We start from the raw sequence: 21712 nt of genomic DNA, 5'->3' as shown, positions 1-21712 counted from the left end.
GTACGCATGACCGACACCGGCCAGGTCCCGGGCGAGGAATTGCCGGAGAGCGCAGGCATGGTGGAGCAGCCAGGCGCCCAGGCGCCGGGTGCGTACCCCTACCTCTCCGAGACCCCCGCCGAGGACCACGAGGACCTGTTGCTGCTGCCGGGCGCCCAGGGCGCCTGGGGCAACGAGGTCCCTCCGCCGCCACCGGCTCCCGTAGCCGAGGTGGTGCACGAGCCCGGGCCCCATGAGATGTCGGGCCGGGACAGCGGATCGGTCGACCTGGGAGGGGTCCGGCTGCCTGAGCCCGAGCCTGCAGCTGAGTCAGTTTCTGAGCCTGTCGCCGAGCGCGAGTCCGCGCCCGCACCCGCGCCGCAGCCGCCCGCGGCCCGGCGTCCGCTGCACCTCGGTCCGCCGACACCGGACAGTGCCGGGAGCCCGGTGCGTTCGCTGGCGGACCGCGGTCCGGCTGGTGCTCCGGCAGGCACCGTGTCCGTACGGCAATCAGGGGCCGCCGTGGCGGCTCCCGAGCACCGCGACGTTCCGCGTGACGAGTTTGCCTTGCAGGGGGCGGCGCCTTGGGGAGTCCAGGCCCAGGCCGGCCCTGAGGTGGGCGCTGCAGAAACGGTCGTCCGTGGTGCGGAGGTCGACGGGGCGGGGCAGGGCTCCGAGGGTGTGGGGGTCGGTGAGGTTCCTCAGGTCGGCCAGGAGGCCGGGGAGTCCGCGACTCCGCAGGTGGTGGAGGAGGCGGTTGGTGACGGGGCCGCTGGTCCCGATGCCGCGCACGGTTCCGAGGCGGCCGCCGGTTCCGAGGCCGTGCAGGGTTCCGACGGCGTGCCGGTGACCGAGTCCGTACCGGCTGCGTCCGAGATCCAGGGTCAAGCCGAAATCGCAGACGCCGCAGAGGAGTTCGCGGCCTCGGCTGCGCAGAGCGCGGAGGCCGGGCAGTTCCCGCAGGCGCCCACTTCGGAGGCTGCCCACTTCTCGGCTGAGGCGGCCCAAGTGACGGAACCCGCACAGTACGAGGGCCCCGCTCAACACGAGGACCCCGCGCACCTTCAGGCTCCAACGCAGGCGCCGCACACGCCCGAACACGCTGACGCCACGCACTTCCAGCCCGCACCGGCGGTCTCGTACTTCCCGCAGACGCCCGATCCCCAACTGTCCCCGCACGCCGCCGAACCGCAACTACCGGATCACGCCCAGCAGTTCACGGAAGCCGAGCCGGAGGCCCCGGTCACCCGCGCGGACGAGGCGGCACAGCCCGTGGTCACCGAGGAAGCCGCGGAGTTCGTGGATCCGGCGGAGGCCCCGGCCCAGCCCGACATCCCGGCCCAGTCGGACGCCCCGGCCCCGGGCCCCGCCGATCCGCGGCACGCCACGTCCGCCGACGCCGACGTACCGGTACAGGGGATCGCGCAAGCCCAACCCGAGCAGCCCGTCGGCCAGTTCGTGCCGGTCGACGGCACCATCCCGACGACGCCTCACCTCGCCCCGACACCCCCGCACGGCATGAGCGTCCCGTCGCTCCCGGAGGCGGAACACCCCGCGGAGGCAGCCCCGGCCGCGGAGGAGGAGGCCGCACCCGCGGCCATGGAGACCGCCGAGCCCTCGGCCCCTGAGCACCCCACGGTCACGCTCCCGGCTCCCGGCGAGGCCGAACAGGCCGAACACGCCGAGCAGGTCGAAGCGGCTGCCGCCGAGCCCGAGGCAACTCCCGTACCTGAACCCACCGTTGAGGCCACTGAGGATGCTGAGGCGAAGGAGCAGCAGCAGCCCGTAGCTGCCCAGCAGGCGGAGGACCTGGACCTCCTGGCCGCCGCCGACCAGGCCAATGAGGCTGAGCAGGCCGATGAGGCAGGGCAGGCCGAGCAGAGCGGGCAGGAGGAGAGCCCGGCCCTCGTAGCGAACGCAGCGGACGTACGCGAGTCCATCACCCCCGCCGCCCCGGGCTACGACGACGCCGAGCGCGAGGCCGTCCTGCGCGTCATGCGCGAGCGCCGCGACATCCGCAACGGCTTCCGCAGCGACCCCATCCCGCACGACGTCCTGCTCCGCGTCCTGGAGGCGGCCCACACGGCACCTTCCGTCGGCCACTCGCAGCCCTGGGACTTCGTCGTCATCCGCTCGGCCGAGACGCGCCGCACCATGCACGAACTGGCCCAGCGCCAGCGCGACGCGTACGCGAAGTCGCTGCCGAAGGGCCGTGCGAAGCAGTTCAAGGAACTGAAGATCGAGGCGATCCTCGACACCCCGGTGAACATCGTCGTCACCGCCGACCCCACCCGCGGCGGACGGCACACCCTGGGCCGCCACACACAGCCGCAGATGGCTCCGTACTCCTCCGCACTCGCCGTCGAGAACCTGTGGCTGGCCGCCCGCGCCGAGGGCCTCGGTGTCGGCTGGGTCAGCTTCTTCGACGAGCGCGAGATGGTCCGCACCCTCGGCCTGCCCGAGCACCTGGAGGTCGTGGCGTACCTCTGCGTCGGATACGTCGACGAGTTCCCGGAGGAGCCCGAGCTGCTGCAGGCCGGGTGGTCCAAGCGCCGCCCGCTGTCCTGGGTCGTGCACGAGGAGACGTACGGCCGCCGCGCCCTGCCCGGCGCGGAGCCGCACGACCTGCTCGCCGAGACCGTCTCCAACATCCGCCCGCTGGACGCCAAAGCACTCGGTGAGGCCTGGGAACGCCAGAAGCGCATGACGAAGCCCGCGGGCGCCCTCGGCATGCTGGAGATCATCTCCGCTCAGCTGAGCGGCCTGTCCCGGATGTGCCCGCCCCCGATCCCGGAACCCGCCGCCGTCGCGATCTTCGCCGGCGACCACGGAGTGCACGCCCAGGGCGTCACTCCGTGGCCCCAGGAGGTCACCGGCCAGATGGTGGCCAACATCCTCGGCGGGGGAGCGGTGGTCAACGCCTTCGCCGGCCAGGTCGGCACCGAGGTCTGCGTCGTCGACGTGGGCGTCGCCTCCGACCTGCCCGCGACCCCGGGCCTGCTGCCCCGCAAGGTCCGGGCCGGCACCGCCGACATGACGACCGGACCGGCGCTGACCCGCGAAGAGGTCAAGCAGGCGATCGAGGTGGGCATCGACACGGCCCGCGATCTGGTGGCCGCGGGCAACAAGGCCCTGGTCACGGGCGAGATGGGCATCGCGAACACCACCGCGTCCGCCGCCCTGATCGCGGTCTTCACGGACGCCGACCCCTCCGAGGTCACCGGCCGCGGCACCGGCATCAACGACGAGACGCTGGCCCGCAAGACCGAAGTCGTACGCCGAGCCATCCAACTCCACCAGCCGGACCCCGCCGACCCCATCGGCGTCCTCGCCGCGTTCGGCGGCCTCGAACACGCCGCGATGGTCGGCCTGTTGCTGGGCGGCGCGTCCCTGCGTACGCCGGTGATCCTGGATGGCGTCAGCGCCGGCGCCGCCGCCCTGGTGGCCCGAGCCATCGCCCCCGAGGTCCTGGCAGCCTGCATCGCAGGCCACCGCAGCGCCGAACCGGGCCACGTAGCCGCCCTCAACAAACTCGGCCTACGCCCCCTGGTAGACCTGGACCTCCGCCTGGGCGAAGGCACAGGAGCCCTACTGGCCCTCCCTATGGTCCAAAGCGCAGCAAGAGCAATGCACGAGGTAGCAACCTTCGACTCAGCAGGGGTGACGGAGAAGTAGCCGCGCCCGTCTGTGGGCCCGCACGCGGGCTGTGGGCAGTCGTTCCGCTGGGGCGATGGGGGTCCCCCCGGTCGAGCGAAGCCGAGACTGGGGGAGGGTGGGCACAGCCCACAACGTACCCGCACCTACCCACGCACCTGCACCCACCCGCACCGTAAAATCCGCACGTCAGGGGTCCTCCAAAGCCGCAGGACCCCACCCGCAATGTCCCGCAAGAAGGGCCGCACCTCCATGGCCGAACACCCCGCCTACCCCGTAGGCCTCCGCCTCACCGGCCGCCGAGTAGTAGTCCTGGGCGCCGGCCAGGTAGCCCAACGCCGCCTCCCGGCCCTGATCGCAGCAGGCGCGGACATCCACCTCGTATCCCCCGAAGCCACCCCCTCCGTAGAGGCAATGGCAGAAGCAGGCGAGCTCACCTGGCACCGGCGCCCTTACGAGGAGGGCGACCTGGCCCAGGCCTGGTACGCCCTGATCGCCACCAGCGACCACGAAGCGAACACAAGAGCCTCAGCCGAGGCAGAGGCGAACCGCGTCTGGTGCGTCCGCTCCGACGACGCCGACGCGGCCACCGCCTGGACCCCCGCGACGGGTCACAGCGAAGGCGTCACCGTAGCCGTCCTCACCACGAACGCCCGCGGCCGCGACCCCCGCCACACCGCCGCCATCCGCGACGCGGTGGTCGAGGGCCTCCACGACGGGACCCTCGTGGCCCCGCACCACCGCACCCGCACCCCCGGAGTCGCCCTGGTCGGCGGCGGCCCCGGCGACCCGGACCTGATCACGGTGCGCGGCCGCCGCCTTCTCGCCGAGGCCGACGTGGTCATCACCGACCACCTGGGCCCACGCGACCTGCTCGCGGAGCTCCCGTCGAGCGTCGAGGTGATCGACGCGGCGAAGCTGCCGTACGGGCGCTTCATGGCCCAGGAGGCCATCAACAACGCGCTGATCGAGCACGCAAAGCAGGGTAAGTCGGTCGTACGGCTCAAGGGCGGCGACCCCTTCGTCTACGGGCGCGGAATGGAGGAGGTCCAGGCGCTGGCCGAGGCCGGCATCCCCTGCACGGTCGTGCCCGGCATCTCCAGCTCGATCTCGGTTCCGGGCGCGGCGGGCATCCCGGTCACCCACCGGGGCGTCGCCCATGAGTTCACCGTGGTCAGCGGTCACATCGCGCCCGACGACGAGCGCTCCCTGGTCGACTGGCCGTCCGTGGCCCGGCTGACCGGCACGCTGGTGATCCTCATGGGCGTCAGTACGATTCCGAAGGTCGCCGAGACGCTCATCGCGCACGGCAAGTCCCCGGACACGCCCGTCGCTCTGATCCAGGAGGGCACGACGGCCGCCCAGCGCCGGGTCGACGCGACGCTCGAAACGGTGGCCGAGACCGTACGCGCCCAGGACGTGAAGCCCCCGGCGGTCATCGTCATCGGCGACGTGGTGAACGTAGGCCCGAAGCCCTCCGCGTAACCCGTGGTAACCCAACTCTGTCCGAGCCGTTGGCACCGCACCCGGGACAAGGCAGTATCACTCTGTGGCCGATCTCATCACCGTTGAGGAACCCGACGACCCGCGCCTGCGCGACTACACGGGCCTGACCGACGTCGAGCTGCGCCGCAAGCGCGAGCCCGCCGAGGGCCTGTTCATCGCCGAGGGCGAGAAGGTCATCAGACGGGCCAAGGACGCCGGTTACGAGATGCGCTCGATGCTGCTCTCCGCCAAGTGGGTCGACGTCATGCGCGACGTCATCGACGAACTCCCCGCCCCGGTGTACGCGGTGAGCCCCGAACTCGCCGAGCAGGTCACCGGCTACCACGTACACCGCGGAGCCCTCGCCTCCATGCAGCGCAAGCCGCTGCCGACCCCCGACGACCTGCTCCAGACGGCGCGCAGAGTGGTCGTCATGGAGTCGGTCAACGACCACACCAACATCGGCGCGATCTTCCGCTCCGCCGCCGCCCTCGGCATGGACGCGGTCCTCCTCTCACCGGACTGCGCGGACCCGCTCTACCGCCGCAGCGTGAAGGTCTCCATGGGCGCGGTCTTCTCCGTCCCGTACGCCCGTCTCGACACCTGGCCCAAAGGCCTGGAGACGGTCCGCGAGGCGGGTTTCGCCCTCCTCGCGCTCACTCCGGACGAGAAGGCCAAGAGCCTCGACGAGGTGGCCCCGCACCGGATGGACCGGGTCGCCCTGATGCTGGGCGCGGAGGGCGACGGCCTGTCCACCCAGGCCCTGGTGGCCGCGGATGAATGGGTCCGCATCCCGATGGCCCACGGTGTGGACTCGCTGAACGTGGGCGCAGCGGCGGCGGTGGCCTTCTACGCGGTCGCGACGGGCCGTCCTCAGCCCTGAGGCCGCATCTCGAGCGTCGACTCGTACCGCTCGGCCATCATGCCGTCCGGCGTGGTGAACTCCGGCTGTACGGGCTCCTGTTGCCGCTGCTCACCGCCGAGCCCGCGCTCCGGCCCCTGGCAGCCCTGCGCCGCCGCGATCCCGAGCGCCACCAGCAGTGTCACCACGACGAACACGAAGAGCCGCTGCCGCAGCAACCGCGGATTGGCGGGCCGCCGCCCGGCCCCGGTGGTCCGCGGCCCCGGACGCCCCGCCCCACTGCGCGGACCCACGGGCCGACCGCCTGAGCCGGACCGCGTCGAGTTGCCCCGCGACGGCACCGGCCGCGCCCCGGACCGCGACGGCGTACCGTTCCGCGGCGGCGGGGGAGCGCCCTGCGTACGCCGCTGGGTGCGCGGGTCCGGGTGGTGCTCGGTGAGCCGCCCCGTCGGCCGCTCGGCCTCGCTCACACGCGGCGCGGGCGGCCGGGCGGAGCTCAGCCCCTGAGCCTCACGGGCCGCGATCTCCTTGAGCCGCAACGACAGTTGAAGCGTGCTGGGCCGCTCCTCCGGATCCTTCGCCAGACACGCCCGTACGAGAGGGGCCAGCGCGTCCGGCACGCCCTTCAGCTGCGCCTCCTCGTGCACCACCCTGTAGAGCATCACTTCGGAACTGCCGTGCCCGAAGGGCGAGTCCGAAGTCGACGCGTACGCCAGCGTGGCCCCGAGCGCGAACACATCCGTGGCCGGCGTGACGGCGGCACCCCGCACCTGCTCCGGCGCGAGGAAACCGGGCGACCCCACCGCCGTACCGACGTGCGTGAGCGTGCTCGCACCCGTCGCCCAGGCGATGCCGAAGTCGATGATGCGCGGCCCCTTCGGGGAGAGCAGGATGTTCGACGGCTTGAGATCCCGGTGCACGACACCGGCCTCGTGCACCGCGACGAGCCCCTCGGAGAGGGCGGCGCCGACGGCCGCGATCTCGGCCGCGGTGAGCGGCCCCTCCTCGGCGACCTTGTCGTGCAACGAGGGCCCGGGGACGTACTGCGTCGCGAACCACGGACGGTCCGCCTCCAGATCCGCGGCGACGAGCCGGGCCGTACACCCGCCCCGGATCCGCCGCGCCGCCGACACCTCGCGCGCGAACCGCGACCTGAACTCCTGGTCCTCCGCCAGATCCGGCCGGATCACCTTCAGTGCGACTCGCTGGCCACGCCGGTCGGAGCCCAGATAGACAACGCCCATCCCACCCGCACCGAGCCGTCGGTGGATCTTGAACGAGCCGACGACACGCGGGTCCTCGCGCCTCAGGCGCATCATCGCCATGTTCATCCCCGCTGCCCGGTCTATTTGACGTGGCACAGCTTACGTTTCCGTGGCCGGGCGTGCGCAGAGGCCGCGCCCTCGCGGCCCGGCCGATTGTCAGTGCCGGGTGGGAGACTTGAAAGGTGGTCAGGGGACGGGCGAAATCAGCGGCTTTGGGCTGCCGGGATCCCCAACCATCGGTCGCAGAAGGGGGATTGGGCCCGTGAAGGGTGATCGAGTGGAGATAGTCGTGGACGCCGGGGACACGACGCGTACATACGAGGTGGTGGCGAGCCGCGCGGGGCGCCGGGTGGAGACGGCGGTCCGCAGAGGAGTCGTGGAAGTGAGCGAAGTCACCCGCAGCGGAGGGGTGGTCCGCACGGCCCGCTTCATGGCGAACAGGGTGCTGGCCCTGGTCGAACAGCCCGTGCCCAGGGAGGACAGCTCGGAGCAGACCGGGCAGACCGGACGTCCCCTCCGGGAAGACCCCGAGACCTAGGACCTCGTCTCCACCCAGGGGAGTACTCCGCAGGTCATCGGTCATCCTCCGGGAGGCCCGGCAATCGATACGACGGCATGACGCCCCACGGGCCCCGCCCACCTAGATTTGAAGTCAAGCGGCGGGTGCAGCACTCGTCCCCCGAGGTCAGTCACCCGCCGCTGTCAGACAGCAGGAGATCAACCAGCAACAAGAGCCTCATCAACTGCAAGAGCTTCATCAACAGAAGGTCAGGAGAGGGACCATGGCGGACACGGCATCGCGGACGATGATCCGCACGCGGGGACGCAGGGCGCACAGCGCCACGTTCGGTACCCGCCGGTCCGGCCAGCGCCACCCCTTGGTGGCGACGGCCATGGTCCTCCCCCTGGCGACCGTGCTCGTGGTCGTCTTCGGCGGCTGGGAAGCAGTGGTCACACAAGCGTCGTCCGTGGGCGTGATGCTGGGGCGCTGAGCGGCGCCCCAGGCCCGGAAGAGCGGTCCGGGCGGGGACATCCGGCCATGAAACCCCGTGGGGACGGGGGTGCGGCGGACGGCACAGAGACGCCCGCGCAGCTGGGGAGCTGCGCGGGCGCGCTCTTTTGTGCCTATGCCGGCACCGTTCTCGCGGACCGGGTGCGGGCCGTTGTGGTTGCTCAATTGATGGTTGCGGTTCGAGGGCCGTTTGTTGGCTGCGTACGCTCACAAGGTCGCCCCGGCTTGCGGGGATGAGCCGGCGCCGTACGACCTCAGGGGGATTCGAGTGACCGTAGACGTGCTGCCCGGCCTTACCGCGAAGGTGCGTGCCGCGGTGCACCCCGGGGCGGGGGCTTGCGCATGCGGTACGGATACCTCTGTGCTGGCCGATCGGGCCGATGGCACCGTCGTGCGGCATGCGGACACTGTGGCGAAGGCGCACGCTCCCGGAACCGACGTCGGCGAACTCGCGGCACGTGTGGCCGTCGCCGCGCACCCGGCCCTGGACGGCGTCCTCCTGGCGCCGCTCGTCTCGAGCGCTGCCGAACTGCACGGCCGACTGGTCACGTTCTGGCCGTACGGCACCCCCGTGGACCCCGAAACTCCCGAAGCCGCCCCCTGGGAGGAAGCCGCCACCCTCCTCGCCCGCCTCCACCGGACGCCCGAAGCCGTACTCCCGTCCGGGCTCCCGCCGATGCGGGGTCCGGCGAAGGCGGCCAGAGCCGTCGCGCGGCTTCGCGCGGCGGGCCCGCATCCCGCGGCCGGACCGGTTCTGCGTGCCTGGTCCGTCCTTCCCGCCTGGGCGAGGAACGAGGCCCCGATGGAGCACGCGCAGGCGCTGTGCCACGGTGATCTGCACCTGGGCCAACTCGTCCGCGACCCGGGCGGCGCCTGGCTGCTGATCGACATCGACGACCTCGGACTGGGCGAGCCCGCGTGGGATCTGGCCCGCCCCGCCGCCTGGTTCGCCTGCGGGCTCCTCCCGCCCGAGGAGTGGACCCGCTTCCTGACGGCGTACCAGAAGGCCGAGGGCCCCGCCCTCCCCGCGGACACCGACCCCTGGCCGGCCCTGGACGTCCCGGCCCGCGCCCTCACCGTCCAGACGGGCGCCCTGGCGATCGCGAAGGCGATGGCGGCCGGCCGTGCGCTCGACGAGGTGCAGCTGGCCGTGATCGACGCCTGTGACCGAATGGCAGCGCACCCGCCGGAGTTGGCGCCCGGTTTCCCGACGTAAGGTGCAACCGAACCGAAGCCGGGCAGTGTCTGTCCTGGCGAAGCAGTACCGACCGGCGAGGAGTTGAGCCGACCATGCAGTGTCCGAAGTGCCGTGCGCCGATGCACACGTACAACCGCAATGGCGTCCAGATCGAGCAGTGCAGCGGCTGCCGCGGGATCTTTCTCGACTACGGCGAGCTGGAGTCGCTGACCCGCCTGGAGTCCCAGTGGCAGCAGCCCGCGCCGCCGCCCCCGGCCGCTCCGGCGGCCCCGCAGGCCTACCCGTCAGCTCCCGCACCCGCCTGGGGCGCCCCACACGGCGGCCATGGGGGTCACTACGGTCACAAGCGCCACAAGAAGAGCTTCGGCCACATGCTCTTCTCCTCCTGACGACATCCGAGGAGCGCCCCGCACGACGAAGCCCCCGGCCGTACGAGACGGCCGGGGGCTTCGGCTGGTGCGCGATACTGGGATTGAACCAGTGACCTCTTCCGTGTCAGGGAAGCGCTCTCCCGCTGAGCTAATCGCGCAGTGAGACCTGCTGGTGGTGCGTAGTGCGTGCGCGATACTGGGATTGAACCAGTGACCTCTTCCGTGTCAGGGAAGCGCTCTCCCGCTGAGCTAATCGCGCGGGACCCGGTGAACCGGACCAGTGGACGATACTGGGATTGAACCAGTGACCTCTTCCGTGTCAGGGAAGCGCTCTCCCGCTGAGCTAATCGTCCTTGGAGGTGGAGACGGGATTTGAACCCGTGTAGACGGCTTTGCAGGCCGTTGCCTCGCCTCTCGGCCACTCCACCAGGGGCGGGGGTTCGGGAAGATCCCCCACTTCCTGCGAGCGGACGACCAGGTTCGAACTGGCGACCTCAACCTTGGCAAGGTTGCGCTCTACCAACTGAGCTACGTCCGCTTGTCTTTCCCGCCCCGCTCGCGCGAGTCGGTGACGTGTTGAACTCTAGCGGATTCCCGGGCCAGTACAAAAACGCGTTTATGCAGCGTGCTGCGGTGCGCCCGCCGGGAGACGCGGCCGGGTCACCCGCCCGGCGCCCGCCATAGACTCGCACCTGTGCACGACCTCCCAGCTCTCGCCCGTTTCGGCGGCCTCGTCGCGACCGGCCTCCGCGACGTCACGAGTGACCCCGCGGCCCTGGACTCGAGTGGCTTCTGGGCCGTCACGGCGGACTTCGAGGGGCGCCTGGTGTGCGCCCGCTTCCGGGACGTACGCCATGAGCCGGTGCCCGCGCCCGTGCCGGGGGAGTGGCGGGGCCCCGCGATGGACGACTGGACGTCGTCGCTCGACCGCGCCGCGTACACGGCGGGCGTACGCCGTATCCGCGAGCACATAGCGGCCGGCGAGGTCTACCAGGCGAACCTCTGCCGGGTTCTGTCCGCGCCCATCGCGCCGGACGCCGACGTGGACGCGCTCACCGCGCTGCTCGCGCGCGGCAACCCGGCCCCGTATGCCGGAACGATCCGCCTCCGCGACCACGGCGTCGAAGTCGCCACCGCGTCTCCCGAACTCTTTCTGCGCCGCGACGGGCGGATCGTCGAGTCGGGCCCGATCAAGGGCACCGGACGCACCGAGACTGACCTCCTGGAGAAGGACTACGCCGAGAACGTGATGATCGTGGACCTGGTCCGCAACGACATCGGGCGCGTCTGCGCCACCGGCTCGGTGACCGTGCCCGACCTGTGCGTCGTCGAGAAGCACCCGGGCCTCGTCCACCTCGTCTCGACCGTGCGCGGCGAACTGCGCGATGACGCCGGCTGGCCGGAGCTGCTGGAGGCGACGTTTCCGCCCGGTTCCGTCACGGGCGCCCCCAAGTCCAGCGCCCTGCGGATCATCGAGGCCCTGGAGACGGCGCCCCGCGGCCCGTACTGCGGCGGCATCGGCTGGGTGGACGCCGACCGCGGGACCGGGGAACTGGCCGTCGGCATCCGTACGTTCTGGATGGACCGGTCCGCCGAGCAGGGAAGGGACGCGGCGGTGCTGTGCTTCGGCTCCGGCGCGGGCATCACCTGGGGGTCCGACCCCGAGCTCGAGTGGCGTGAGACGGAACTGAAAGCCGCCCGACTGCTGGCTGTAGCGTCGGGGGCGTACGACGCAAGTGAAGGGACTCTCACGTGAAGCTCTGGCTCGACGGTGGGCTGCGGGACATCGAGTCGGCCCGTGTCTCCGTCCTCGACCACGGACTGACCGTGGGCGACGGCGTCTTCGAGACCGTCAAGGCGGTCGACGGCCGGCCGTTCGCGCTCACCCGCCACCTCGACCGGCTGGTCCGCTCGGCGCACGGCCTCGGACTGCCCGAGCCCGACCTCGACGAGGTGCGCCGGGCCTGTGCCGCCGTCCTGGACGCCAACCCGATGCCGCTGGGCCGCCTGCGGATCACGTACACCGGAGGCCTGTCGCCGCTCGGCTCCGACCGCGGCGAACACGGGCCGACCCTCGTCGTCGCGCTGGGCGAGACCAGCCGGCGCGCCGACTCCACCGCCGTGATCACCGTGCCGTGGACCCGCAACGAGCGCGGCGCGCTCACCGGCCTCAAGACCACGTCGTACGCGGAGAACGTCGTCGCCCTCGCCCGCGCTCGCGAACAGGGCGCGACCGAGGCGCTGTTCGCGAACACCGTGGGGCAGCTGTGCGAGGGCACCGGGTCCAATGTCTTCGTGGTCCTCGACGGCGAGATCCACACCCCGCCGATCGCCTCCGGCTGCCTCGCGGGCATCACGCGTGCGCTCACCGTCGCGTGGACCGGCGCCAAGGAGACCGAACTGCCGCTGGACGTTCTGGAGCGGGCGGAGGAGATCTTCCTCACGTCGACCCTGCGCGACGTACAGGCCGTGCACCGGGTCGACGCGCGCGAACTCCCGGGCGCGCCCGGGCCGGTGACGGCCAAGGCCATGCGGGTCTTCGACGAGCGGGCGGGCGACGACCTCGATCCGTAGGGGCCAGACGCAGTCGCACCTATTCGGTGACACCAGTAATCCACGGTGGGTACAACATCCCTGATGACCACCACCCTGCGGCCGGCCGAGCCGCTTCAGCGCGAAGCCGACGGGGCACTGTCACGCCACTACAAGGTGTGCGTGAACAGCCGTCCCGTCGGTGCGATACACCTCGCGACCCACCCCCTCTCCGGGCCGTCCGTCGCACAGATCCGGGAACTGGGGATCGACGAGCCGGACCGTCGGCGGGGGCGCGGCACCGTGGCCGCGCTCGCCGCCGAGGAGGTGGCGCGCGGCTGGGGCTGCCGGCGGATCGAGGTATCGGTGCCCGGTGCCGCCGAGGCCGCGCTGCGGCTGGCCACGGCGCTCGGTTACCTGCCGCGCGAGCGCACCATGGAGAAGCGGCTCGGCGGCACTCCTCCCGTACTGCCCGCCGGCAGCCGGGGCCGGCCGATGACGGAGGCCGAGGCGCGCGCCAAGTCCGGCCAGGAGCACGCCACTTCACCGCCGGCCGGGCTCGCCATCGAGGACATGGCGTTCAGCGTCCTGGAACATGAGGGGACGCCGGTGGGCACGCTGCGGCTGGGGGCTCGCGACGGAACGGCGTACGTCCTCGACGTGGAGACCGACGAACGGTACCGGCGCAGAGGACACGGCCGTACGTTGTTGCTGCTGGCGGAGGCACACGCGATCGCCGCCGGACGGAACGGGATCCGGATCAACGTCCCCGCGGGGAACACCCCGGCCGAGCGGCTCTGTGAGTCACTCGGCTACGAGACGATCACGTATCTGCTGAGCAAAGACCTGCTGTAGAGAGCCGTACGGGAAGCTGCCCTCGGGCTCAGGCCCGCTGTCCGGTCAGCAGCCGGTCCACGATCTCCTCGATGCGCTCGCGCAGCCCCTCCTGGCTCTTGCCGCCGTCGAGGCGCTCGCCATCGATGACGTATGTCGGCGTGCCGGTCACGCCGATGGCCTTGCCCTCGGCCTGGTCGGCGTCGACGATCAGGATGTGCCGGCCGTCGATCAGCGCGGTGTCGAACTCCCCGGCGTCCAGACCGAGTTCACGGGCCACCTCGACCAGGAAGGGTTCGCCCTTACGGTTCAGCTCCTCGACCCGGCCCAGCACCGCCTCGATGTACGGCCAGGCCTGGCCCTGTTCCGCGGCCTCCTCGGCAGCCTGCGCGGCCGCGAACGCGTGCTTGTGCTTCTCCAGCGGGAAGTGCCGCAGCCGCAGCTCCAGCCGGTCGCCGTAGCGGGCGCGCAGCGCGCGCAGGTCGTCGAGGGCGCTACGGCAGTCGGGGCACTGGAGTTCGCACCAGACGTCCAGGACGGGGACGGTGGGGTGCGCGGGGGAGGAGTCGCTCATGCCCACCAGTCTCCCAGCCGCGGCCGAGGGAGCCCAAACCGCTGCCGGGGAGCCTCTACGGGGCCCTCTCGCGGGTACGGAGGGACCGGGCCCTGAGGAGGACCCGACCCGGAGATGTCCCTGAGGTCTGCCCCGACCATGGCATACCGGGCACGGTGCGGTGCAGGATGGAAGGGACGAAGCGACCATGACCGAGTGAGCCCTGCCCTGGAGGACCGGATGATTGCCGAGACCGTCTGTTCCGCCGTCTCCGCGGCCGGCCTGGGTATCGCCGCGGTCACCGCATACCGCAAGCGTTTCCTCGCGGCGGCTCGCCTGATCGCGTACTCGTTGGTGCCCCTCGGCCTGGTGATGACCGGGGCCGTCGAATGGGTGGCCGACACCGCATTCAGCCCGGTGGCCTGGGCGGGCTTCGGCGTGCTCGGCGCCTCGTGGCTGCTGTTCACCACCACGCGGGCCGTCGAGCGGCGCGGCGGCGGGACCCGCAAGGAGCGCAGAGCGGCCCGGGCCGCGCAGCGCGAGGCGGTGGCGCCCTCGGCCTCCGCGCCCTCGCTGGGCCCGGCGAAGAGCCCGGCGACCCGTCCCGAGTCAAAGAGCAAGGCCAAGCCTCGCGCCGCCGAGTCGGGGGACGACTTCAGCGACATCGAAGCCATCCTGAAGAAGCACGGCATATGACGTCGTGAGCACGGCATATGCCGCTCTGAAACGACACAGTGAGCCGACGCAGCGGGCCGCGTTGAGCCAGGCGGTCAGGGGAGCGATCCGCTCCGGAATTCGTGCCGGAGCCGTCCATCCCGGACACGCCGGAGAGGTCTATCCCAGATACTGGACCGTCACATCACGGATTTCGCCTAACTCCCCCATTTTTCGGGCGTGTTGATCGCGTCGAGGGTCTCGGCTGCGTCATCATCGCCCGCGAGATGCTGGACACAACACAGAGCGACACCGCTGCGCCTCCAGAGGAGCGGCGAGGTTGTCTCTTCGCACTTTCCCAGCCACCGCTGATGATCTTCCTTGCGGTGATCGGCTGTCTGCTGCTCATGGCTTCGCTGCACGATCTGCTGCTGCTCTGAGCCGTACGCGGAGTCCCTGGCGTCACCCGCCGAGGACTCCGTCAGCCCGCCGCCTCCTTGCGCCGAGCGCGGTAGGCGGCCACATGCAGACGGTTTCCGCAGGTCCGGCTGTCGCAGTAGCGGCGGGAGCGGTTGCGGGAGAGGTCCACGAAGGCGTGCCGGCAGTCGGGCGCCTCGCAGCGTCGCAATCTGTCCTGTTCACCGGCCACCACGAAGAACGCCAGCGCCATCCCGCAGTCGGCGGCGAGGTGATCCGCGACGGACGCACCGGGTGCGAAGTAGTGCACATGCCAGTCGTAGCCGTCGTGATCGGTGAGCCGTGGCGTGGTGCCGGCCGCGGCGACCAGCTCGTTGATCAGCACGGCGGAGGCCCGAGCATCGGGTGCCGCGAAGATCCCGCAGAACCGGCCGCGGATCTTCCGTACGGCCGCGAGATCCAGCTCGGACAGTGACCCGACTTCGCTGATGTCGTGCTTGTGTACGAACGTGTCCAGATCCGCGACGCTCGCGAGCCCGTCCGCCGTGTCGTCCTCCGGTGCGGTGTTCACCAGATCGACCACGATGTCGAGGGCGCACCGGGTGTCGTGGGTGATCAGCACGTTTCGCTCCCTGGCCTGGGGTCGGGCGGGCGCCCGCCGATGCTGGCCGATGCTAGCGGCTCCGTGAGACGGGGAATCCGGCGCCGTCCACGCCGAGCGTCCGGATGGGCGGAGCCGACGGAAACCCGCGATGTCGGTGCCGTGTCTGGTGTCGAGCGTACGTTTGATCGCGGCCCGGGGGCACTCAAGCGTTGAGGCGCACTTGCAGTACGCAATGTATGCACGGCTGGCCCATGCCTCGGCGCACGTGCGTAGACGCCGCCTCCGCGGAATCCGCGGCGACGGCGTCGATGTATACCGTATGGAGCTGTATGGGCCCGTGCCGTCTCCCCGAGTGGACGGCGCCGGGCGGCTTGTGCGGAACCTCGTCCTAGCTCTCGGCCAGGATGTGCGAGAGCTCCGTGTCGAGATCGAAATGGCGGTGCTCCGTGCCCGGGGGGACGGCGGCGTCCGTCCGCTTCAGGAACGACTCCAGGGCCCGCGCCGGGGCCTCGAGCAGAGCCTCGCCCTCCGGGGAGCTCAGGGCGATGCAGACGACGCCCTGACCGTGACTGCGGGACGGCCAGACACGGACGTCGCCCGTGCCGGTGGGCCGGTGCAGTCCCTCGGCGAGGAGATCGCGGGCGAACACCCACTCGACGGTTTCCTCGGCTCCGGTGTGGAAGGTGGCGTGCACGGCGTAGGGATCGGCCGTGTCATACCGCAGTCCTGCGGGAACAGGCAGTGAGGACTCGCTCGACACAACGAGGCGCAGGTGCAGCTCGCAGCTGACCGTGGTGTTCATAAGCGCCAGGGCCTTTCGCTCAGTGTGCGCTCGGGGATTCGCACGTCGGCGAAATCGACATGCCACCTACGGTGCCGTTGTAAACCCCTCTGAGTGTTTTGGGTGTCTTTAGGTAGCTCATCCGGCCGAGTGCGCGTTCGTCGACTACGACCATTCCAGTGACTGGATTCTGTCCGGTAGGGTTTGGCCGTATGAATACGGGGAGTGACGAAACGGGGGAGGCCGTCGTGGCGGCCGATGAGACGAAGGGCGAGCCGGCGCTTGGTTCCCGTGCGCCGGAATTCATCAAGGCGCGACGCATGCTGCACCTGAGCTGGCAGGTGGGCGTGTTCGTGGTGGGCCTCGCGGTCGTGGTGGCCGGCGTGATCATGCTGCCGCTGCCCGGGCCGGGCTGGCTGGTGATCTTCGCCGGCATGGCGATCTGGGCCACCGAGTTCGTGTGGGCGCAGCTGGTGCTCCGCTGGACGAAGCGCAAGGTCACCGAAGCGACACAGCGTGCGCTCGATCCCAAGGTGCGCAGACGCAACATCATCCTGACGACGATCGGTCTGGTCATCGTCGGAGTGCTGGCCGGGATCTACCTCTATCGGTTCGGCTTCGCGATGCCGTGGAAGATCAAGGAGTAGCGGCGCTCCGCGTGCTCGTCGGGCGGTCGGAAGCACCCCTTGACATGGGGTAATGTTTTCCTACGTCCGGGCGATTAGCTCAGCGGGAGAGCGCTTCGTTCACACCGAAGAGGTCACTGGTTCGATCCCAGTATCGCCCACGAATGCGAGGGCGACCCATGTCTGCGGAAGGCGCGGACCGGGTCGCCCTCGCCGTTTTTGCGCCGCTTCGCCGCGCTGGGCAGCGCAGGACGCGGCGGGGGCTCGCGCAGCTGCGTACGTTCTTCCGGATGCCGGGAGGGACCCCGCTCATGGGGTCACCCGCTTTAGCGAAGCCGAGCCTGGGGGAGTGACCGGCATCCATACGGACCCGCGGCTGCGAGTGGCATTTCCAGCGGAGTGCTCAGCAGTCACAGCCCAGCTCGTACGGTCCTGACGTCGCCCGAGGCGGCGATGTGGCGGCGAACTCGGCGAACGATCCCCGGTCACGCCGTCCCGCAAGCCCCTGACCAGGCCCTACGGCTCCCGCCCTTGATCCGCCCGAGCAGCACTTGGGCGTGCGCCGTGGGCTCCATCGCCCGGAGCCCACGATGTGGCTCGCGTTGGCCCTCGTCGCCGCCAGGGCCTGCTGTGCGGCCCGGACCGACGCATCGGCCCCGGCCGTGGCGTACGGGCTCCCCGTCCCACGGACAGCCGGCCCAATGCGGCTGCGCAGACCCGTCCGCCAGTGCACCGAGTGCCTGCTCGCCCACGCGCGGCCGCCTGCCCCGGCATCCTCCTCGCCCCTTCTCGACGACCCGTCAACTCGCCGACCGCGCCCAGAACATCCCTCCCCATGGACCCCAACTTCCGCAAGTCGCCCGCCGTTCGACCGGTCGACTCCACCCACCCCACCTGCACCGTCGCCCAACGCCCCTGCTCCCTCAGCCCCGTTCACGCAGTCACGCGAGCGCCCCCGGTCACATCAATTCCTGTCCGGGTCATTGACGCGCCCGGAGGGCCTCCGTAACTTGTGGCGGCAAGCGCTTACTTGAAACGATTCATGGGGCGGACGCATCGTCGCGGGGAGGCTCGATCATGCAGCAGGACAGAAATGTTGAGAGGCGAACGATCCTTAAGGCGGGGGGAGCCTCGCTGGCCGCGCTGGGGCTGGGGGCCACGGCGACGGCCTGTGGGGGCGGCAGCGGCTCCGGAGACGGGACGGTGACGATCCGTTACGCGTGGTGGGGCGCTGAAGACCGAGCCAAGCGGATCAACGAGACCGTCAAGCTCTTCGAAAAGAAGTACCCGAAGATCAAGGTGAAAACGGACTTCCAGGTTTACCCGGACTTCTGGAAGAAGTTCAATACCCAGGCTTCCGGCGGAAATCCGCCCGATGTCTTCCAGAACGCCATCGGATTCCTGCGCAAATACGACGCGAAGAATGTGCTGCTCGATCTCAGCGAGCAGGTCAAGGCGGGCAACCTCTCCATGGACGGTTTCCGCGCCGGCCTGGAGAAATTCGGCGAGATCGACGGCAAGCTGCTCGGTGTTCCGGTCGGCTCCAACTCGATGGCCCTGGTCATCGACAAGCCCGTCTACACCAAGGCCGGCGTGACGCCGGAGCAGGGCTGGACCTGGGATGACTTCGACGCGGCGATGAAGAAGATCCGCGACAAGGCGGGGCGTGCCGGTGACACCGGCCCGTACAACGTCATGTACCTCTATGACCTCTACCTCCGCCAGAACGGGAAGGCGTTCTTCACGGAGGATGGGCTCGGGTTCACGGAAGCTGACCTGAAGGAATGGTGGACCAAGGCCAAGAAGGCAGTCGACGACGGCATCTACGCCAACCAGAAGAAGATCGCCCAGATCAAGCCCAAGTCGGCGGTCGCCGCCGAGCTCTCGGGCGGTGAGTTCACCTGGGACAACTTCACCGTCCGCTACACCTCCGAGGGCAAGAGCGAATACGGCCTGGCGCCCATCCCGACCACGGACGGCAAGAAGACCGGCCAGTACCTCGGCTCTCTCATGCTCAGCGCCTCCAAGCGCACCCAGCACCCCAAGGAAGTCGCCCAGTTCATCGACTTCATGGTGCACGACCCGGAGGTCGCCAAGATCATGGGCTACGACCGCGGTGTGCCCGCGACGCAGGCCCAGTACGACGCCTTCAAGCCGACCGACCCGGTCAACAAGGAGATAGCCGCCTACGAGGAATCCCTCGTCGAGGCGGGCGTCCTGGAGCCCATCACCCCGCACCCGAGCGGCGCGGACGTCTGCGAGGCAGCATTCCTGCGCCTCGGTGAGGAACTCGGCCTGGGCAAGCGGTCGGTGGACGACGCCGTCAAGCAGTTCTTCACCGAGTCGAAGACGGCTCTCAGCAGCTGATGGGAACCACCGTGACACACGCCCCTGCGATGGAGGGCCTGTCCAAGGACTCCGAGCCGCGGCACGGTCCGGTGAAATCCCCGCGCCCCACCGAACTCAAACGGCGGGGCCGCCGGGAGAACCTGGCCGGCTATCTCTTCATGTCCCCCTGGATCGCCGGATTCCTGCTGCTCACAGCGGGCCCGATGGTCGCCTCGCTCTATTTCGCGTTCACCGACTACAACCTGTTCGACTCGCCGAAGTGGATCGGCCTCGACAACTTCTCCGAGATGTTCGGCGACCCGCGCTGGCGTCACTCGGTGCAGGTGACGATCTGGTACGTCATCGTCGGTACGCCGCTCAAGCTGCTCCTCGCCCTCGGTGTGGCCCTGCTCCTGGCCCAGAAGCGGCGCGGACAGGCCTTCTACCGGGCCGCGTTCTACGCGCCGTCGTTGATCGGGGCGAGTGTCTCCATCGCCATCGTCTGGAAGGCGATCTTCTCGGACGACGCGATCGTCGACCGTACGCAGAAGATCTTCGGCGTGAACGTCGGCGGCTGGACCGGCGACCCAGACCTGATCATCTACAGTCTGGTGGCGCTCACCGTGTGGCAGTTCGGCGCCCCCATGGTCATCTTCCTGGCCGGCCTCAAGCAGGTCCCACAGGAGTTGTACGAAGCGGCCGAGGTCGACGGAGCGGGCAAGCTGCGGCGGTTCTGGAACATCACGCTGCCGATGATTTCCCCGGTCCTCTTCTTCAACGTCCTTCTGGAGACCATCCACTCCTTCCAGATCTTCAGCTCGGCGTACATCGTCGGCGGCGGAGCCGGAGGCAACGCCTGTGGTCCCGCGGACGGTTCGATGGTCTACACCTGCTACCTCTACGTCCAGGGCTTCGAGAACAGCCGGATGGGCCTGGCCTCCGCCATGGCCTGGATGCTGCTGGTCGCGGTCGCCCTGGTGACGGCGGTGCTGTTCTGGTCCCAGAAGCGCTGGGTGCACTACGAGGAGGGCGCCTCATGAGCGCGCAGGTCACAGAGATCACGCCGACTCAGGGGCAGTCGACGAAGGCGGGCAACTTCCGGCGCAGGCTTCCCGGTTCCCTCGCCTGGCACATCGGGTCCCTGGCGATCCTCGCGGTCATCCTCTACCCGGTGATCTGGGTCATCGGCGGATCCTTCAAGAAGAGCGAAGACATCGTCGGCAGCCTGGACCTTTTCCCCGGCTCCCCGATCATCTCCAATTACACCGGCCTCACCGAGGGCATCGCGGACATCTCGATCTCCACGTTCTTCCTCAACTCGCTTTTCCTCGCGGTCGGTTCGGTGATCGGGATCGTGATCTCGTGCTCGCTGACGGCGTACGCCTTCGCGAAGATCAAGTTCGCGGGCCGCAACCTGATGTTCACGCTGATGATCGGCACGCTCCTGCTGCCGTACCACGTGCTGCTCATCCCGCAGTACGTGCTGTTCCGCAACATGAACATGATCAACACATACACCCCGCTCCTGCTCGGCAAGTACCTCGCCATCGAGGCGTTCTTCGTCTTCCTGATGGTGCAGTTCATGCGCAACCTGCCCAAGGAACTCGACGAGGCGGCCCGCCTCGACGGCTGCGGCCACCTGCGCATCTACTGGTCGATCGTGCTCCCGCTGTGCCGCCCGGCACTGATCACCAGCGCGATCTTCACTTTCATCAACTCCTGGAACGACTTCATGGGTCCGCTGATCTACCTCAACGAGCCCGACAAGTACACGGTCTCGCTCGGCCTGAAGATGTTCGTCGACCAGGAAGGCCTTGCGAACTACGGCGGCATGATCGCCATGTCGCTGGTCGCCCTGCTGCCGGTGCTCGCGTTCTTCATGGCCTTCCAGCGCTACTTGATCGACGGCATGGCGACGTCGGGTCTGAAGGGCTGAGGTGCGCAGGATGAGCCAGGCATCTGCCAAGACACGCGGTGCGCCACGGGAGTCCGTCTTCGCCGAGCGGTTCGCGCTCTTCGCCGAGTGTCTGCTGACGGGCGTATGGATCGCGGTGGCCTCGCTGCCCCTGGTCACCTACCCTGCCGCGTTCGCTGCCGGAGCGCGGCATCTGCGACGGCGTACGGAGCATCAGGGCGGCGGCTGGCGGGAGTTCGTCGCCGACTTCCGGGCGGCCGTGCGCCGCGGGTGGCTCGTCGGCGTCGCCGGCTGGGTCGCGGCCTTCGCGGTCTGGGTGGATGTGCAGGCCGTACGGGCCGGGATCCCCGGCGGGCCGTTCGTCGGCGCCGTCGGGCTGTTCGCCCTGTTCGGACTGGTCGTCGCCGGGATGCGGGCGGCGGCCGCCTGGGAGCCCGGGGCGTCGTGGCGGGCGCTGCTCGGGGCCGCCGGACGCCGCACTGTACTCGACCCTGCCGGGTCCTTTCTGCTCGTCGGCGGACTGGTCATGGTGGCCTACTCCGCCTGGTTCGTCGCGCCGCTGGCGATCCCCGTCCTGGGGGCCGTCGCGGCGGCGGCCCTCGCCGTGGAGGCGCGCGACCGGCGCCGCTGACCGGCCGCACC

21 protein-coding genes and 6 tRNA genes are annotated in these 21712 nt (G+C 70.0%); 18 read left to right on the top strand and 9 right to left on the bottom strand.

Features of this window, described 5'->3' with window-relative positions; genetic code table 11:
* Nucleotides 1–6: 6 nt before the first annotated feature.
* The 3 genes from cobT to G6048_RS05625 all read left to right on the top strand — a co-directional run bounded on the left by cobT (nt 7) and on the right by G6048_RS05625 (nt 6001).
* Complete coding sequence (cobT, locus tag G6048_RS05635; RefSeq protein ID WP_165338322.1) at nt 7–3654, top strand: nicotinate-nucleotide--dimethylbenzimidazole phosphoribosyltransferase; 3648 nt, start codon at nt 7–9, stop codon at nt 3652–3654.
* Nucleotides 3655–3885: 231 nt separating this feature from the next.
* Nucleotides 3886–5118, top strand: a complete 1233-nt coding sequence (gene cobA, locus G6048_RS05630) for a uroporphyrinogen-III C-methyltransferase (protein WP_165338371.1) — start codon at nt 3886–3888, stop codon at nt 5116–5118.
* Nucleotides 5119–5182: 64 nt separating this feature from the next.
* Entirely contained in the window at nt 5183–6001 is an 819-nt protein-coding gene (locus G6048_RS05625) for a TrmH family RNA methyltransferase (RefSeq protein ID WP_165338321.1), read from the top strand.
* Here G6048_RS05625 and G6048_RS05620 read toward each other — a convergent pair.
* Nucleotides 5992–7311, bottom strand: a complete 1320-nt coding sequence (locus G6048_RS05620; RefSeq protein ID WP_165338370.1) for a serine/threonine-protein kinase — start codon at nt 7309–7311, stop codon at nt 5992–5994. The two genes, G6048_RS05625 and G6048_RS05620, sit on opposite strands and share 10 nt — an antisense overlap.
* A 196-nt stretch (nt 7312–7507) precedes the next feature.
* Between G6048_RS05620 and G6048_RS05615 the strand changes: the two genes are divergently transcribed.
* The 4 genes from G6048_RS05615 (at nt 7508) to G6048_RS05600 (ending at nt 9844) form a co-directional block, all read left to right on the top strand.
* The gene (locus tag G6048_RS05615; protein WP_033324869.1) at nt 7508–7783 is read left to right on the top strand and encodes a hypothetical protein; all 276 of its coding nucleotides are present in this window, start codon (nt 7508–7510) and stop codon (nt 7781–7783) included.
* Nucleotides 7784–8027: 244 nt separating this feature from the next.
* A complete protein-coding gene (locus tag G6048_RS05610; RefSeq protein WP_165338320.1) occupies nt 8028–8237 on the top strand; it encodes a hypothetical protein in 210 nt (69 codons plus the stop codon).
* 288 nt (nt 8238–8525) lie between these two features.
* A complete protein-coding gene (locus tag G6048_RS05605) occupies nt 8526–9473 on the top strand; it encodes a phosphotransferase (protein ID WP_165338319.1) in 948 nt (315 codons plus the stop codon).
* A gap of 74 nt (nt 9474–9547) precedes the next feature.
* Nucleotides 9548–9844 carry a TFIIB-type zinc ribbon-containing protein gene (locus tag G6048_RS05600; protein WP_165338318.1) on the top strand — a complete coding sequence of 99 codons (297 nt, stop codon included), beginning with the start codon at nt 9548–9550 and terminating at the stop codon, nt 9842–9844.
* A gap of 65 nt (nt 9845–9909) precedes the next feature.
* On the opposite strand, the gene G6048_RS05595 is transcribed toward G6048_RS05600, so the two are convergent.
* The 5 genes from G6048_RS05595 to G6048_RS05575 form a co-directional block, all read right to left on the bottom strand.
* Nucleotides 9910–9984, bottom strand: a tRNA-Val gene (locus G6048_RS05595).
* Between the two features lie 29 nt (nt 9985–10013).
* Nucleotides 10014–10085, bottom strand: a tRNA-Val gene (locus G6048_RS05590).
* Nucleotides 10086–10107: 22 nt separating this feature from the next.
* Nucleotides 10108–10179: transfer RNA gene (locus G6048_RS05585), tRNA-Val, on the bottom strand.
* 1 nt (nt 10180) lies between these two features.
* Nucleotides 10181–10254 (bottom strand) — tRNA-Cys (locus G6048_RS05580).
* A 37-nt stretch (nt 10255–10291) separates the two neighbouring features.
* Nucleotides 10292–10364 (bottom strand) — tRNA-Gly (locus tag G6048_RS05575).
* Nucleotides 10365–10520: 156 nt separating this feature from the next.
* Between G6048_RS05575 and G6048_RS05570 the strand changes: the two genes are divergently transcribed.
* From G6048_RS05570 to G6048_RS05560, 3 genes are all read left to right on the top strand, one after another.
* The gene (locus G6048_RS05570; RefSeq protein WP_165338317.1) at nt 10521–11582 is read left to right on the top strand and encodes a chorismate-binding protein; all 1062 of its coding nucleotides are present in this window, start codon (nt 10521–10523) and stop codon (nt 11580–11582) included.
* Nucleotides 11579–12400, top strand: a complete 822-nt coding sequence (locus tag G6048_RS05565) for an aminotransferase class IV (protein WP_165338316.1) — start codon at nt 11579–11581, stop codon at nt 12398–12400. The genes G6048_RS05570 and G6048_RS05565 overlap by 4 nt, the downstream gene beginning before the upstream one ends.
* Nucleotides 12401–12463: 63 nt before the next feature.
* The gene (locus G6048_RS05560) at nt 12464–13213 is read left to right on the top strand and encodes a GNAT family N-acetyltransferase (RefSeq protein WP_165338315.1); all 750 of its coding nucleotides are present in this window, start codon (nt 12464–12466) and stop codon (nt 13211–13213) included.
* A gap of 28 nt (nt 13214–13241) precedes the next feature.
* On the opposite strand, the gene G6048_RS05555 is transcribed toward G6048_RS05560, so the two are convergent.
* Complete coding sequence (locus G6048_RS05555; RefSeq protein ID WP_206341213.1) at nt 13242–13766, bottom strand: DsbA family protein; 525 nt, start codon at nt 13764–13766, stop codon at nt 13242–13244.
* A gap of 219 nt (nt 13767–13985) precedes the next feature.
* Between G6048_RS05555 and G6048_RS05550 the strand changes: the two genes are divergently transcribed.
* Nucleotides 13986–14441: a hypothetical protein gene (locus G6048_RS05550; RefSeq protein ID WP_165338369.1), complete on the top strand. Its 456-nt coding sequence runs from the start codon at nt 13986–13988 to the stop codon at nt 14439–14441.
* A gap of 245 nt (nt 14442–14686) precedes the next feature.
* Nucleotides 14687–14839 carry a hypothetical protein gene (locus G6048_RS05545; RefSeq protein ID WP_010988207.1) on the top strand — a complete coding sequence of 51 codons (153 nt, stop codon included), beginning with the start codon at nt 14687–14689 and terminating at the stop codon, nt 14837–14839.
* 41 nt (nt 14840–14880) lie between these two features.
* Here G6048_RS05545 and G6048_RS05540 read toward each other — a convergent pair whose 3' ends face one another.
* Both G6048_RS05540 and G6048_RS05535 read right to left on the bottom strand, forming a co-directional pair.
* Nucleotides 14881–15438, bottom strand: coding sequence for a CGNR zinc finger domain-containing protein (locus G6048_RS05540; RefSeq protein WP_165338313.1), 558 nt, complete (start codon nt 15436–15438; stop codon nt 14881–14883).
* A 370-nt stretch (nt 15439–15808) separates the two neighbouring features.
* Nucleotides 15809–16222: an SsgA family sporulation/cell division regulator gene (locus tag G6048_RS05535; RefSeq protein WP_003959770.1), complete on the bottom strand. Its 414-nt coding sequence runs from the start codon at nt 16220–16222 to the stop codon at nt 15809–15811.
* A 191-nt stretch (nt 16223–16413) separates the two neighbouring features.
* On the opposite strand from G6048_RS05535, the gene G6048_RS05530 reads away from it, so the two are divergent.
* From G6048_RS05530 to G6048_RS05505, 6 genes are all read left to right on the top strand, one after another.
* Nucleotides 16414–16848: a TIGR02611 family protein gene (locus tag G6048_RS05530; RefSeq protein WP_165338312.1), complete on the top strand. Its 435-nt coding sequence runs from the start codon at nt 16414–16416 to the stop codon at nt 16846–16848.
* A gap of 68 nt (nt 16849–16916) precedes the next feature.
* A tRNA-Val gene (locus tag G6048_RS05525) sits at nt 16917–16988 on the top strand.
* Nucleotides 16989–17904: 916 nt separating this feature from the next.
* Entirely contained in the window at nt 17905–19194 is a 1290-nt protein-coding gene (locus tag G6048_RS05520; protein WP_165338311.1) for an ABC transporter substrate-binding protein, read from the top strand.
* Complete coding sequence (locus G6048_RS05515; protein ID WP_165338310.1) at nt 19194–20195, top strand: carbohydrate ABC transporter permease; 1002 nt, start codon at nt 19194–19196, stop codon at nt 20193–20195. Before G6048_RS05520 ends, G6048_RS05515 begins: the two co-directional genes overlap by 1 nt.
* Nucleotides 20192–21091: a carbohydrate ABC transporter permease gene (locus G6048_RS05510; RefSeq protein WP_165338309.1), complete on the top strand. Its 900-nt coding sequence runs from the start codon at nt 20192–20194 to the stop codon at nt 21089–21091. The genes G6048_RS05515 and G6048_RS05510 overlap by 4 nt, the downstream gene beginning before the upstream one ends.
* A 10-nt stretch (nt 21092–21101) precedes the next feature.
* Nucleotides 21102–21701 (top strand): hypothetical protein, encoded by a 600-nt coding sequence (locus G6048_RS05505; protein WP_165338308.1) that lies wholly within the window; start codon nt 21102–21104, stop codon nt 21699–21701.
* Nucleotides 21702–21712: the final 11 nt, after the last annotated feature.

The sequence above is a fragment of the Streptomyces ureilyticus genome, assembly GCF_011045025.1.
Classification (GTDB): Bacteria; Actinomycetota; Actinomycetes; order Streptomycetales; family Streptomycetaceae; genus Streptomyces; species Streptomyces ureilyticus.
The sequence above is the reverse complement of the archived record's forward strand: the minus strand, read 5'-3'. Positions and strand labels throughout refer to the sequence as shown.